Source organism: Pelotomaculum isophthalicicum JI, assembly GCF_029478095.1.
GTDB lineage: Bacteria > Bacillota > Desulfotomaculia > Desulfotomaculales > Pelotomaculaceae > Pelotomaculum_D > Pelotomaculum_D isophthalicicum.
Map to the genome: position 1 here is coordinate 20957 of NZ_JAKOAV010000002.1, position 13410 is coordinate 34366.

A 13410-nucleotide genomic window follows, 5' to 3' on the forward strand; every position below is an offset into this window, starting at 1 on the left:
GCGGAAAGCCAGTTCTCCGGCATTCCGCCATCCGATATGCAAATAAAAAATTACGCGTTAGTGATGGTACGGTTCACCCCGGCTGATTTTAAACCAGCGGTAAAGTTGCTCCAGCAAGATCAGCCTGAATAACTGGTGGGGAAAAGTCAGCTTCGAAAATGACAAGAGCAAATCTGAGCGTTGGATAATGTTTGGTGATAATCCGAGAGAACCGCCAATAACGAAAGTCAAGTCGTTTCTGCCCGCCAGCGCCAACTCATTCAAAAGCCCCGCCATTTCTTCGGAAGAACGCGACACTCCTTTTTCGTCCAAAGCCACCAAAAATGTACCCGGCCTCAAACGGTTAAGCAGCCGCATCCCTTCTTTTTCCCGGACTTTTTGCCGCTCGGCGGTAGAAGGATTGTCCGGAAAACTCTCGTCTTCCACCTGGGACAATTCCACCTTGGCGTAAGGAGTCAATCTTTTCAGATATTCCCCCACTCCCGCGGTCAGGTATTGCTCTTTCAGACGTCCGACAGTAAGGATGGCAATATGTCGCATGAACTTACTTTCTCCAAACTTTTGCGCCAAGGGAATTTAGCTTCGCTTCCAGGTTGTGGTAACCCCGGTCTATATAAACAGCGTTAGATATTTCAGTGTCACCGTTTGCCAGCAGGCCGGCCACAATAAGCGCGGCGCCCGAACGCAGGTCAGTGGCTTTGACCTGTGCCCCATGTAAAGCCGGCACTCCTTCGATCACCGCCATTCTGCCTTCAATCTTAATCCTTGCGCCCATGCGCTTCAGCTCATTTGCCACCATGAACCGGTTTTCAAAAATATTTTCCACAATCATGCTGGTACCTGGCACGATGGAAAGCATAGCCATTAATTGGGACTGCATGTCGGTAGGAAAACCAGGGTAAGGCATCGTTTTAATGTCTATGGGCTGCAACGGTTTCCCGGCTAAAACCCTGAGAGTGTCCTCCTCCTCGTACACATCGACATTAGCTTCCCGCAGCTTGGCGCTCAAAGGCTCCAGATGGGTCGGAATCAAATTCTCCAGAATGACATCTCCACCCGTGGCAGCCGCGGCTACCATAAAGGTTCCCGCTTCAATCCGGTCAGGTATAACCGAGTAACGGCCATCTATTTCCAGACCGGGCACACCATCAATCTTGATTATATCGGTGCCCGCCCCGCGCACCCTTGCTCCAATGGTATTTAAAAAGTTGGCCAGGTCAACGATTTCAGGTTCCTTGGCTGCATTTTCAATCAATGTCTGCCCTTCGGCAAGGCACGCCGCCATCATAATATTCTCAGTCGCGCCCACACTGGGGAAATCAAGATAAACTCTGGCTCCCTTTAGTTTCCCTGTGACACTTCCACGCACGAAGCCACGTTCCATAGTAAGCTCCGCGCCTAAACCGGCGAGACCCTTAAAATGCAAGTCCATCGGTCTCACCCCGATGTTGCAGCCTCCCGGCAGGGCAACCTGCGCGTGCCCGAATCTGGCCAGCACCGGTCCCAGGAGGAGATTCGAAGCACGCAGCTTCTTAACCAGATGGTAGGGGGCTTCGAAATTGATCCGCTCAGAAGGAACGATCTTAAGCGTTTCGGCACTTTCCCAGGACGCCGTGACGCCCATGCTTTTAATTATTTCAATCATTACCCTCACGTCACTGATGTCAGGGATATTCTCCAGCACTATTTTCTCCCGGGATAATATAGTAGCACACAAAATAGCCAGGGAAGCATTTTTCGCGCCGCTAATTTTGACCCTTCCCCGTAGCGGCTTTCCCCCAGTAATAACAATCTTGTCCATAAAATCCTCCTAATAGTGCCCGTAGAAAATTCTACATAATTATATATAAATATTCGCCTTAAAAAATGTAATCCCTGTTACAATTCTTTTTTTCATAATTCACTAACAAGGAAAATATCATGATTTCGCCATTCTTTTTCAAACTGCATGATGTTTAAATTTAAGACATTTTCCATAGCCTGGCTCAAGCTGCACCCCTGACCCAGTTCACCGATTAATTCGTACAAAACGTCTTCTCCATAAAATTGCACGATATAATATACCGCTGCAAATGACTCCTGGTAGGCCATAGCCTGATCCGGCAAGCTGTCAAAACTCGCCCCCAATTCCTCCATAGAATAAAGTTGCCGCCCCGGTGAAGCCGCCGGATCTCCAATGACAAATCCAGTCAACTTGTAATCCTCATATTGCGCAACCCCTTCGGTAAACCAGCGCGGGTAGTTTCCCCCGGTCAGGTAATCCACCATCAAGTGGGTAAGTTCATGGGCCATTGGTCCGGAAGAAATAAATTTATCTTTAACCTGTCCTTCATCAACATCACCAGCCCATACCTCAGGGGAAAGCACCCTGATTGTGCCGGCCCAATAAACACCCATCGCGCTTTCTTTCGCTTCCCAGCCAAAACTTTTATTTAATTCCTCTTTAGAGGAATAAAGAATTACCGGGATCTTGCCACGGGTGGAGTAGCAAAAGTCAGCCCTTACCGGCCGGTAAAACTGTTCCGCCACTTCAAGGACCATTTCTGCTTCTGCGCGTTTATCCGGCAAAAACCGGACACAAAAATGCTCCGAGGAAATTTTATTCATCCCCCACGTCCCCATGACCGTATGGACCTTCATCAGTTCCCTAATTGCCCCATAACCATAGAATCTAACGCCGGCCGGGAGCTTAAGGAACATTGCCGTCACTATAATAAATACAGTTGTGAACAAACCCAATACTATTTTCATAGTTTATCCTCTATTTCTCTCACCGCCGGTCTTAATAACGGCATTCAGCAATTAATTAAATTATCTTAATTAACTAATTAATTATAAAGCCCGAACGAGAGCCTTCCAAGAGGAAATACCTGGGGTGACAAACAAAAAGACGGGAAAATACTTTTTTAGTCGCATTGATTTCCCGCCGGTTTAAGTCCATAAAAATTTATTGTTTTTGATCTGCCAGCGCCTTCCATTCATCAATAGCCTGCTTGGCATGTTCAACATCCGGTCCTTGCTTGGCCACGGCTATATATTTCTCCAGTTCCTGAATACCCGCCGTATAATCTTTTTTCCCTTGACCGAGAATATAGCCATACAACAGGTGGGCTTCCCCGTTGCCGGGATCATTCTTAATTATCTCGTTAAGCTGGTCTATAGCCTGGTCATATTTGTTGCTAAAATAATAAATAACAGCCATTTCATAACGGGCCGCGCCGTTATTTGGCTCAACGGAAAGAACCTGTTCATAAGTTTTAATGGCTTGATCCGGCTTACCCAAACGGTAATATGCCTCACCCAGCTCCATCAAAACAGCCGTATCACGCGGGTTCTCTTTAGCCCTGGTTTCAAGGCTGTTCAGCCTGTCTTGCACAGTTTGTCCGGCCTGCCCCGCACTTGGCGACCCGTTGCCGCCCGGCTGCTTTTGAAATAGTCCTGCCAGCGGAACAACCAGTCCAATACCAATTAAAACGGTTATCACTATAAACACAAATTTTTGAAATTTATTTTTTTTGACAGATCTATATATGGACAAAGTTTCTTCACCCCAAACAATTTTAAACATCAACATGTATTATAACATTACATCACATGTTGACAAGTATTTTTCATTAATGTAAAGAACAAATTAGCCCTATGTGACCTTTGGGCATATAGATAGCGCGACTCCGACTCATGTCCGGCCCTTCGCAATAAATAAGCCGCCCGGCTCTGTGTCCGCGCGGCTAAATAGTTATGTTACTGTAAAAAGTTGACCGGATTGCGCTGCTGCCCGTCTACTATTACTTCAAAGTGCAAGTGCGGCCCGGTGGAATTACCCGTGGATCCAACCAGCCCGATTAGCTCCCCCCGGTCGACCGATTGACCGACTGCAACACTGATGGTCGAAAGGTGCGCGTATCTGGTTGCCACGCCGCCGCCGTGGGATACTACCACTGCTTTGCCGTAGCCGCCGTCCCAACCGGCGGATATCACCGTACCTCCCGCGGCAGCCGCGACCGAGTCGCCGTAGTCCGCGCCAATGTCTATTCCTTCATGCATCGCGCCGCCGCGCATGCCGAACGGTGACACAATACCGCCCCCGCAAGGCCAACTCACACGCGCCGAACCACCACGGGAAGCGAGCAACGTCTGAGATCCTCTAACCACAATTTCATTGGATGGCTGACTAATAATATTTTGTTGGCAGATTTTCCTGTCAGTTTCCAAGCCGTTCTCTCTGGTAATGAGATAGGTGGCTATTCTTTGTCCGGGCACACCGCTTTTGACAACTTTCTTTTCACCTGACAACAAACTGTCGTCCATCTCTTCTTCTACCTGATATGGTATTTCTTCCTCGACAGTTTCCTGCCGGGTCGCCACAACTGTGAGCAGCGGCACCTCCTTGCTGAGTTTCAACACTTGTCCGATACTCAGTTCAGAGATATCCACACCCGGGTTGGTCGCCTGCAGCTGTTCGGGGAAAATATCGAACTTCGCGGAAATGTCCCACGCAGTATCCCCGTCTTTTACCATATACTGCTGAATTTGACTTGTCCCTAACAAGACCACGTCTTTAGCGGCCTCAAATTCAAGCAGATCACTCGTGCAGACAGGTTTTTCCACCAGTTCGACTTTTTCCTTAAAACCTACTTGTTCATCTTGTCCAGCGGGATAAACCGACTTAAGCCAATCAAGAAGCTTTCGCGCATCGTCTATTTGTTTCAGGCATAATTTAGTTTCTCCATTAATCACAATAGCAGTGCCTTTGAGATTAAATGACAATGTCTTGTTTAAAATGTCCTTTAAAGCTTCGCGGTCTAATATTTCTCCTTCCTTTACCCGTATTCCGTTATAAGTAACTTTTTCACCAATCATTAATGATGCGCCGGCCTGGTCGGATTTTAGCTTGACCAGCTCGTTAAGCGCTTCCTTCGCGTCACTTTTGTCAGCAACAACAGCTACCACCTTTCCGTCAACAGCCACCGCGCAGGCGTTCTCTCCCAAAAGCGCGTAAGCCGCAAAAGCGAGAATAAAATACAACGCAACGCCCATCCCTATGCGGCAGGCAACTGACTGATTGGAAAGCCACCGTTTAAAACCGTTAATAGACTCCCCCAACTCTGGAAGGCGCCGCAGTCCTCCAATAAATCGCGGCAAATCATTCAACTCCTTTCAGCATAAATTTATTTGTAATTGAAAAATATCCAGTTGTTAATGCAGAACAATATACCCTAAAATAGGAAAAAGCAGAGATATTATAACATATACTATTAAGTCCGTAAACTAACAAATAAAATAGAAAACCGCTCAATTACAGCTATAGGATGAGAATTCTGAAAATATTCCACATTATTGGCAATCGATTGCGCTATCATGACTCTACGGATATTTCCGACTCCCTTGTTTTTAAATAGATCGCACACTCCAAGCGTTTTCGCGCCAATACACAACCCTGTTTGTGCGGTCTAAAAATAGATCCGTTCAGTGCCTCAGCGTTAGCGTGACAGCCGCCGCTGCAGTAAAATTTGGCCCAACAACCGGCACAGCCTTCTTTACTATAGAGATGAGCGTTCCGAAATAATTCCATTATTTCCGTCTTGATTATCCCTTGAAAGACGTTGCCGATCAGGTATTCCGGCCGGCCGGCAAACTGGTGGCAGGGATAAAGCTCTCCGCCCGGCGTAACGGCCAAATACTCGTGTCCCGCGCCACAGCCCGACAGACGTTTAGGAAGGCAGGGGCCGCCGTCGAGGTCTATATTAAAGTGAAAAAAGTCAACCGGTCTGCCGGCCTGTTTCAGGTCAAGCAATTCCCGCGTCAGCCGCTCATATTCGGAAAGAATAAAAGGGATATCCTCATCACGGATGGCATAATCCGCTTCCGGCGGCGCCACAACAGGCTCAACTGAAATCCGGTTAAAACCCAAGCCGGCAAGATGCAGCACATCCGCGCAAAAATCAAGATTGTGCCGGGTGTACGTGCCCCGGATATAGTAATTCAACCCGTCCCGCGAATTCACAAAATTTTTTATGTGGGACAGAACAACGTCATAAGAGCCGCCGCCCCCCCGCGCCTGGCGCATGGCATCGTGGATTTCCCGCCTCCCGTCCAGGCTCAAAACAACGCTAATTTGATTTTCGTTAAGGAATCGGGTGACATCGTCGTTTAGTAGAACGGCGTTGGTTGTCAAGGTAAATTTAAACTCCTTGCCCCTCTCCCCGCCCCGCTTGTGGCCATAATGAACAAGCTCAGTCAAAACCCCAAAATTCAGGAGCGGTTCTCCACCAAAAAAATCAATTTCCAGGTGTTTCCTCCCGGCTGACTTTTCAATTAAAAAGTCGATTGCAGCCCGGCCCACCCGTTCCGGCATAAGTTCATCAGCACCGCCAAAATTACCCTGCCCGGCAAAACAATAACGGCAACGCAGGTTGCAAGCGTGAGCCAGGTGCAGGCACAGCGACTTGATTACACCGCCGGGCGGCGGCTCGTATCCCTGGGCAAAAGGGTCCGGACTATATAATAAGTTGTCTTGTTCCAGTTGGCGGATTTCCTCAATTGCTTCGGCAACCTCTTCGCTAGGATAAAAACGCCGGTTTTTCTCTAAAAGTTCCGCACCGGACATCCGCCGGTAATCGTCAAGCAATTCCCAGACCAAGTCGTCAACAACGTGCACCGCTCCACTGTTCACGTCAACAACAATTTTTGCATCGTCAAATATAAATTTATGCAGCAAGAATTAACCCCCAATCCTACCTTTGGGCGTACAACGCGGCTCATGTTCGGCCCCTATAATTGGGGACATTCCTCTGACCCTAAATATAGGCCCGTTAGGGAGGTGTGTCCCCTTTCCTTATTAGAAAAAGAACCTTATCCCTAGAGGGACAAGGTTCCTTTATTTTGAATTTTCTTTTGCGCAAACCTGATTGCCGACTGTGCAAGAAGTCTTGCAGGCTGACTGGCAGGAGGTCTGGCACTCACCACAGCCGCGATCCTTGATAGTTGCCGGAAGCCGGGTGCTGTTTAAAGTTTTAACGTGTTTATTCAAGGTTCCCACCCCCACTTTCTAGAACATTATAAATGATTCAGAAAGAAGGCGCAATAAAAATGAAATAAATTTTAACAAGCAGCAGTTGAAATAAATCGCACAAGACATCGAAATTAATCGCAAAACGTTTCAGAATAATATGGATAATTTCTATTGATCTATTTGCCGCACCCTGTTATAATTAAATAAAGTTTCATAATATTCTAGGAATTTAATTAATTTAAGAATACATTTGAAAACCCTCATTCCTCTCCTTTTCTATGGTACCCGGCGCAACCGGGTATTTTTCTTTCCCCGTTTTTATTAATATTTAAAGGATTACATGGGGTTTTTACCGAATAATTTTTTTGGGAGTTGGTACAATGATTAACCGTCAAAAAACTATAACCGGTGACCTCGCTTATTTTCTTCCGGTAACAAGTACTTAAAACCAAGAAATTAAGGAAGGAGGTGAAAACCGAAAAATGTTGTCACAACAAATACAATCAACACTGCTTTGCCTGCTTGCCGCTTCAATCATAATCTTACTTACCATCCTGATATTCGTTATGATCACCAAATACAATGACTGGGAAGAAATCCGCAAAGGCAACATTGCCGCCGCTATGGCCCTGGGAGGCAAAATCTTTGGTGTGGGGAATATCATGCGTTTTGCCATATTGTCTAATAACAACGCCGGAGAAACTATCCTCTGGGGGGTGATTGGCCTTGTTCTGTTAATCCTGGTATACCTGCTCTTTGAGTTGCTGACACCACGCCTGAATGTCAACCAGGAAATTGGTTCAGGCAACGCGGCAGTCGGCCTGTTGTCGTTGGTGTTTTCCATTACGTTCAGCTTTGTCATAGGAGCAAGTATTTCATAGCCAGGTCATTGTTCTTAATCCTGACCCTTACCGACTCCGGCAGACTGGCCTTACCACGAGCCCCCTGAAAGCTGGCACAGTCTGCCGCACAGCCGGCTTGAAACAAACCAAACCTAATCGCTGCCGGAATCCCCGCTGTCCCCACCGGAGTCGCTCCATCCGTCGCTGCCGGCATCTTCACTGTACTGGTCAAAATCATCATCATCCCATGATGAGTGACTATGATGCCAGCCCCTCCCGTGGTGTCCAATATACGAATTATGACGCCAACGGCGAAACCGGTTTCTGATAAATAAAAAAACCATTAATACAATCCCCAAAATTAGCAGCAAAACAATCAAGACGAACACAAATCCCAGCTTCAACAGTAACACTAACCCCAACTCCTTCACACAATTTACTGATCATAGAATATCATTTCCTGAAACAACCTTTGTCAGCACTGCCGTGATATCAGGCGGACCGCTTAGAATTAAAAGGTCTCCCGGCAGCAGAATCTCAGATGGCCGGGGATTGATGATATGCCGCTCCCCCCTTTTTATGGCCAGCAGGGTGGCATCGTGATTTTCCCGCAGGCGTGATTCTCTCAACTCCTTTCCCGCAAGCGGCGATGTTTCGTTTAATACCAATTCACCCAATTCGAGGCCGACTTCGTCAACCAGCGATTGCATAAAAGTAACGCTAGCCGGTTTCAACAAAGTCATAGCCATCCAATTACCTGCCATAATTGAAGGACATATAACAGTTTCCGCTCCGACTTTTTTCATTCTGGCGATGGACTCTATCCGGTCGGCGCGTGCTACCACCCTGGCGGCAGGATTCAAGTCTTTGCAGGTAATCACAATCATTAAATTAGCGGCGTCATCGGCAAGAGTGGTGATAACCCCGCCGGCCCGCTCCAACCCGGCCGCTAAAAGCACCCGCTCCTCTGTAGCGTTGTCACTAATAAATAAAATATTTTCAGTATGGCCAAGCTTTGTCAACTCCTGCAACCTGTCTTGATCTTTCTCAATTACTACAAAGTCCTGTTTATCTTCCAGGAGTTCACTTATTACCGCCAAACCCACCCGGCCCGCGCCGCATACGATAATATGGTTTTTTAATCCGTTTATTTTCTTAGTCATTTTTCTCTTCCCCCAGACATCTTTAATATGTCCTTCCACTATACCGCCGAAAATTGTGCTGTAAAGATAAGTAAAAAGACCTATCCCGCCGATCACCAGCACCATAACGATCAAACGGCCGCCTACGGTTTTAGGCACAATATCACCGAACCCAACTGTTGATATGCTGATAATGGAAAGCCAAAAGGCGTCAATAAAGGACATGTCTTCAATCTTCATCAGGCTGAGAATCACAACACCCAAAACCGTTACCAGCACAACAAAAGCATAGATAATTGATCGTAACGATATCAAAAAAAAACTCCTCTCAGGCACTCGAATATTAATAAATTCTACACCATCATGCGGATTCCTTGCTTGTTTCCTGCATATAGGGACAAAAGACCTAGACATGGGACGAAGGTCCCGCCTTAGGACCTTCGTCCCATTTACAATCGTTAGGGCTCATTTTATAATACATTCAATAATGAAGAAAAAGCCAAACCTGTTGAAAGACTGAGACGTAAAGTTCCTGGTCTAAGGCTATAGCAATGATGACCGAACTACCGTGAATATTACTTAAATACGTAACCACCTTATTTCACGGCAAGGTGGTTTTTTTATCTCCGACAATACAGACAGGCATCGAGGAAAGACCCTATTATAAGCCACAGATATCTTTACGGATAAAACTGCATAGGTGGGATATAGATCATGAAACAAAATGCCCATTATCTTCTTATCGTTGATGACAATAAAGGGATCTGTGCTCTATTACACGAGTTATTCAGTGAAGAGGGTTATGTGGTTGAAACCGCTTCCAGCGGTGAGGAGGGGCTTCGGAAAGTCCGCGCGGGAAGGCCGGCATTAATCCTACTGGATATTAAAATGCCGGGCATGAACGGCATCGAGACCCTGGAAGAAATCGGGAAGCTGGCGCCGGAGGTGCCGGTAGTACTGATGACGGCATATACGGAACTGGACACAGTATTAAAGGAAAAAAAGAAAAACCCTAAACAATACTACATTGCAAAACCTTTTGAACTAGAAGATATCAGCCATCTAGTCAGGGGGATCTTGTTAAAAAAAGAAGAAAAAAAGAATGCGCTTTAACTTACTTAATTAGGTTCGGCTCTATCCTAAATTGCGTTATGTTCAGCATAAATATGTTTGCCTGTGGTTAGTATTGCCAAATAACAACTCGTGAACTCCACACCAACTGAATGACTGCCGTTATCTCACCATCAATACCCGACACGCCATAAATAAATTTCTGTCAAAGTGAAAATTACCCCAAACCATAAAATAGTGCCGTATAAAAAATCGTTCTTTAAGATATGCCTGCGCATATTATTCTTTAACTTTTTGTGACAGCAAACGTCGAAGATGCTATTGCCCCGGACTATGCTTTCAGGAGTGCATTGGCTGCATGTATAAACGGACACCTGGTTGACCTCCTCGAATGTGTGTTCTGGTGCCATTATAGCAAACAAGTGTTTGTATAGTCAAGACATATTTTGCAAATTTCGTCGTACTCACTCGCTCTTTAAATTAATTCTCAAAAGGCCGCTTATTTATACTGCCTGTTGTTTACCCGCGCTCAATACATTTACCATATTGATTACTTCATCCAAATCAAAAGGTTTACTGAGCAGCGCCCGATAACTTTCACGCGGCGGCGCATTATCCAAGTCCGGCATACATCCCGACAAGATGACTACCGGTATATGCCTGAGATTGGGGTCGGCATTAATTTTTTCTATTACAGTCCGCCCGCTTAAAATAGGCATGTTCAGATCGACAAAGATAATTTCAGGCGCAGGTTTTTGTTTTAACCGTTCAAGTCCCAACAAACCATTCGGCAATGTAATCACTTCATTACCTTCTTCAGTTAGCGCAATCTCAAGAACCAGGGCAATGTTGGGTTCATCTTCCATTACCATAACCAGTGCCATATCAATCCCTCCAGAAATTATCAAGTACAGTATTGTAATATTACCACACGTTTCCTTCGAAAATTGTCGGATCTTGTTACCTTTGTTATTTTTTATTATTTTTTATAAACATTTAGTTTTGCGGCAGGATATAGAGAAACTATGAACTGCGCGGCGGTTTATATATGCCTTGGCGCAGGCAGGCATTGAGATACCTTATCCGAGAAGGGTTCTTTACACACACAAAGAGACCCATTGATAATGATGAAAAGCGACGGCGTAAAGCCGGCGCTTTTCGTTTATACAATTTTAGATACCTGCATATATAACTGTTTTATTCGTAATAATAATTCTGAGCAAGACCATTAAACATTGGAAAGAAGTGACAATAATAAATAATTCAAAAGTGCCCAATAGATTGAGCAAAGAAAAAAGTCCTTATCTATTGCAACACGCTCACAACCCAGTTGACTGGTATCCTTGGAGCAACGAAGCATTTGAAAAGGCAAAGCGGGAAGATAAGCCTGTGTTTCTTTCTATCGGCTATAGCACTTGTCACTGGTGCCATGTGATGGAACGGGAATGCTTCGAGGACGGGGAAGTGGCTCAGGTCCTCAATAGTGGTTACGTCGCAATCAAGGTGGACCGGGAAGAGCGGCCGGACATTGATCACACTTACATGTCGGTATGCCAGGCTATGACCGGCCAAGGCGGCTGGCCCTTAACGGCGCTCATGACGCCCGAGAAAAAACCGTTTTTCGCAGGCACATATTTCCCCAAAAAGGCCCGGCAGGGCATGCCGGGTTTGATGGACATTCTTACCCGGGTTAGGGATAAATGGAAACAGGAACGAGATAAATTTGTATCTGCCGGGGATCAGGTAGCCAGAGCCATCCAGTACCAGACCGGCATGCCGTCCGGGGACAACCCTGGAAAAGAAAATCTTGAAGACATGCTTAAAAAGGCTTTCGTTCAATATAAAAGCCAGTTCGATAAACAGTACGGGGGGTTCGGAACAGCGCCCAGGTTTCCCACACCGCACGCGTTATCGTTTTTATTGCGTTACTGGAAAAGAAACGGGGAAAAAGAAGCCCTGGCCATGGCTGAAAAAACTCTGGAGTCCATGTTCCGGGGAGGGATCTATGATCATATCGGATATGGCTTCTCACGCTACTCCACCGACAAAAAGTGGCTGGTCCCTCATTTCGAGAAGATGCTTTATGACAACGCCTTGTTAGCCATGGCTTATACGGAAGCATACCAGGCCACTGGCCGCGAACTTTATGCCCGGGTTGCCAAAGAGATATTTACCTATGTCCTAAGAGACATGCACTCTCCGGAGGGAGGGTTTTTCTCAGCGGAGGATGCCGATTCCGAGGGTGAAGAAGGTAAATTTTATGTCTGGTCCCCAAGCGAAATCAAGGAAGTCCTTGGAGAAAAGGATGGTGAAATATTCTGCCGGCTATATGACATTACTTCCCATGGCAATTTCGAAGGGCGCAGCATACCGAACCTGATTGCTCAGACGCCGGAAAACGCAGCCGGAGAATTCAACATGCAAGCCAGGGAATTTACTGATTTAACCGACAGGTTGCGGCAAAAAATTTTTGCAGCCCGGGAGAAGCGGGTGCATCCCTATAAAGACGATAAAATACTGACAGCCTGGAACGGGTTGATGATCGCCGCCCTGGCCAAGGGAGCAGCCGTCTTTGGTGAGTCTGTTTACAGCCAAGCCGCCGAACGGGCAGTAAACTTTATTTACAGGAAGCTAAAACGGGAAGACGGCAGGCTGCTGGCCCGCTACCGCGACGGCGAACCAGCCATTCCCGCCTTTCTTGACGATTACGCATTTCTTGCCTGGGGACTGCTGGAGCTGTATGGGGCCACCTTTGAAGCTGATTATTTAGGCAAATCACTTGCATTGACAAAGCAAATGATCAATTTATTCCAGGACAAGCAAAACGAGGGTTTTTATTTTAACGGCGCGGACGCCGAGGAACTCATTACCCGTCCCAAAGAAATATACGACGGCGCCTTGCCGTCAGGCAATTCCGTCGCGTTGGTCAACCTACTGCGCCTGGCCTTGCTGACAGGCGACAATAATCTGACAGAGTTAGCCGAAAAGCAAATAAATGCTTTCGCAAATATAGTTAAAGAACACCCCCGGGGCTATGCGCATTTTTTAATCGGGGCGCACTTCTTCCTCGGCCCCGCGCGGGGGGTAGTGATTGCCGGGGAAGCCGGGGATCCCGGGGTGAAGAGAATGCTGCAGGCGGTACGGCGGCAATTCCTCCCCGACACGGTAATAATTTTTCACCCGGCGGGAGATGCTGATCAAGGGATAGAAACACTGGCGCCTTATACAAAAGAACAACGATCAATTGACGGCATGGCCACCGCTTATGTCTGTCAAAACTATACTTGCCAGTCTCCTGTCACGGATTTTGACAAACTGTCCGGTATGCTCATATAAGGAAAGG

Annotated in this window: 13 protein-coding genes and 1 riboswitch; of the genes, 3 read left to right on the forward strand and 10 right to left on the reverse strand. The window is 46.6% G+C overall.

Annotation, left to right across the window (positions count from 1 at the left end):
* Positions 1-57: 57 nt before the first annotated feature.
* The 7 genes from rlmH to scfA form a co-directional block, all read right to left on the reverse strand.
* A complete protein-coding gene (gene rlmH / locus L7E55_RS01375) occupies positions 58-540 on the reverse strand; it encodes a 23S rRNA (pseudouridine(1915)-N(3))-methyltransferase RlmH (protein ID WP_277442182.1) in 483 nt (160 codons plus the stop codon).
* A 4-nt stretch (positions 541-544) separates the two neighbouring features.
* A complete protein-coding gene (murA, locus tag L7E55_RS01380; protein ID WP_277442183.1) occupies positions 545-1801 on the reverse strand; it encodes a UDP-N-acetylglucosamine 1-carboxyvinyltransferase in 1257 nt (418 codons plus the stop codon).
* Positions 1802-1893: 92 nt separating this feature from the next.
* A complete protein-coding gene (locus tag L7E55_RS01385) occupies positions 1894-2751 on the reverse strand; it encodes a peptidase MA family metallohydrolase (protein ID WP_277442184.1) in 858 nt (285 codons plus the stop codon).
* A gap of 196 nt (positions 2752-2947) precedes the next feature.
* The gene (locus tag L7E55_RS01390; protein ID WP_277442185.1) at positions 2948-3538 is read right to left on the reverse strand and encodes a tetratricopeptide repeat protein; all 591 of its coding nucleotides are present in this window, start codon (positions 3536-3538) and stop codon (positions 2948-2950) included.
* Positions 3539-3741: 203 nt separating this feature from the next.
* Positions 3742-5142 (reverse strand): LysM peptidoglycan-binding domain-containing M23 family metallopeptidase, encoded by a 1401-nt coding sequence (locus L7E55_RS01395; RefSeq protein WP_277442186.1) that lies wholly within the window; start codon positions 5140-5142, stop codon positions 3742-3744.
* 214 nt (positions 5143-5356) lie between these two features.
* Positions 5357-6718 carry a thioether cross-link-forming SCIFF peptide maturase gene (scfB, locus tag L7E55_RS01400; RefSeq protein ID WP_277442187.1) on the reverse strand — a complete coding sequence of 454 codons (1362 nt, stop codon included), beginning with the start codon at positions 6716-6718 and terminating at the stop codon, positions 5357-5359.
* Positions 6719-6877: 159 nt separating this feature from the next.
* On the reverse strand, positions 6878-7030 hold the full coding sequence (scfA, locus tag L7E55_RS01405; protein ID WP_277442188.1) for a six-cysteine ranthipeptide SCIFF: 153 nt from the start codon (positions 7028-7030) through the stop codon (positions 6878-6880).
* Between the two features lie 464 nt (positions 7031-7494).
* Between scfA and L7E55_RS01410 the strand changes: the two genes are divergently transcribed.
* Positions 7495-7893 carry a DUF350 domain-containing protein gene (locus L7E55_RS01410; protein WP_277442189.1) on the forward strand — a complete coding sequence of 133 codons (399 nt, stop codon included), beginning with the start codon at positions 7495-7497 and terminating at the stop codon, positions 7891-7893.
* 113 nt (positions 7894-8006) lie between these two features.
* On the opposite strand, the gene L7E55_RS01415 is transcribed toward L7E55_RS01410, so the two are convergent.
* Both L7E55_RS01415 and L7E55_RS01420 read right to left on the reverse strand, forming a co-directional pair.
* A complete protein-coding gene (locus L7E55_RS01415; protein ID WP_277442190.1) occupies positions 8007-8267 on the reverse strand; it encodes a hypothetical protein in 261 nt (86 codons plus the stop codon).
* A 30-nt stretch (positions 8268-8297) separates the two neighbouring features.
* Entirely contained in the window at positions 8298-9311 is a 1014-nt protein-coding gene (locus tag L7E55_RS01420; protein ID WP_277442191.1) for a potassium channel family protein, read from the reverse strand.
* A gap of 173 nt (positions 9312-9484) precedes the next feature.
* A riboswitch (cyclic di-GMP riboswitch) is annotated at positions 9485-9567 on the forward strand.
* A 143-nt stretch (positions 9568-9710) separates the two neighbouring features.
* On the opposite strand from L7E55_RS01420, the gene L7E55_RS01425 reads away from it, so the two are divergent.
* Positions 9711-10109: a response regulator gene (locus L7E55_RS01425; RefSeq protein WP_277442192.1), complete on the forward strand. Its 399-nt coding sequence runs from the start codon at positions 9711-9713 to the stop codon at positions 10107-10109.
* A 461-nt stretch (positions 10110-10570) separates the two neighbouring features.
* Here the strand turns inward: L7E55_RS01425 and L7E55_RS01430 are convergent, their stop codons facing one another.
* Complete coding sequence (locus L7E55_RS01430) at positions 10571-10951, reverse strand: response regulator (RefSeq protein ID WP_277442193.1); 381 nt, start codon at positions 10949-10951, stop codon at positions 10571-10573.
* A gap of 397 nt (positions 10952-11348) precedes the next feature.
* Between L7E55_RS01430 and L7E55_RS01435 the strand changes: the two genes are divergently transcribed.
* Entirely contained in the window at positions 11349-13403 is a 2055-nt protein-coding gene (locus L7E55_RS01435) for a thioredoxin domain-containing protein (RefSeq protein ID WP_277442194.1), read from the forward strand.
* Positions 13404-13410: the final 7 nt, after the last annotated feature.

Excerpts from the sequence above, each read along its gene's own strand:
- L7E55_RS01425 (WP_277442192.1), top strand. The coding sequence starts at position 9,711 with ATGAAACAAAATGCCCATTATCTTCTTATCGTTGATGACAATAAAGGG.
- rlmH (WP_277442182.1), bottom strand. The coding sequence starts at position 540 with ATGCGACATATTGCCATCCTTACTGTCGGACGTCTGAAAGAGCAATAC.
- L7E55_RS01430 (WP_277442193.1), bottom strand. The coding sequence starts at position 10,951 with ATGGCACTGGTTATGGTAATGGAAGATGAACCCAACATTGCCCTGGTT.
- L7E55_RS01385 (WP_277442184.1), bottom strand. The coding sequence starts at position 2,751 with ATGAAAATAGTATTGGGTTTGTTCACAACTGTATTTATTATAGTGACG.
- murA (WP_277442183.1), bottom strand. The coding sequence starts at position 1,801 with ATGGACAAGATTGTTATTACTGGGGGAAAGCCGCTACGGGGAAGGGTC.
- L7E55_RS01410 (WP_277442189.1), top strand. The coding sequence starts at position 7,495 with ATGTTGTCACAACAAATACAATCAACACTGCTTTGCCTGCTTGCCGCT.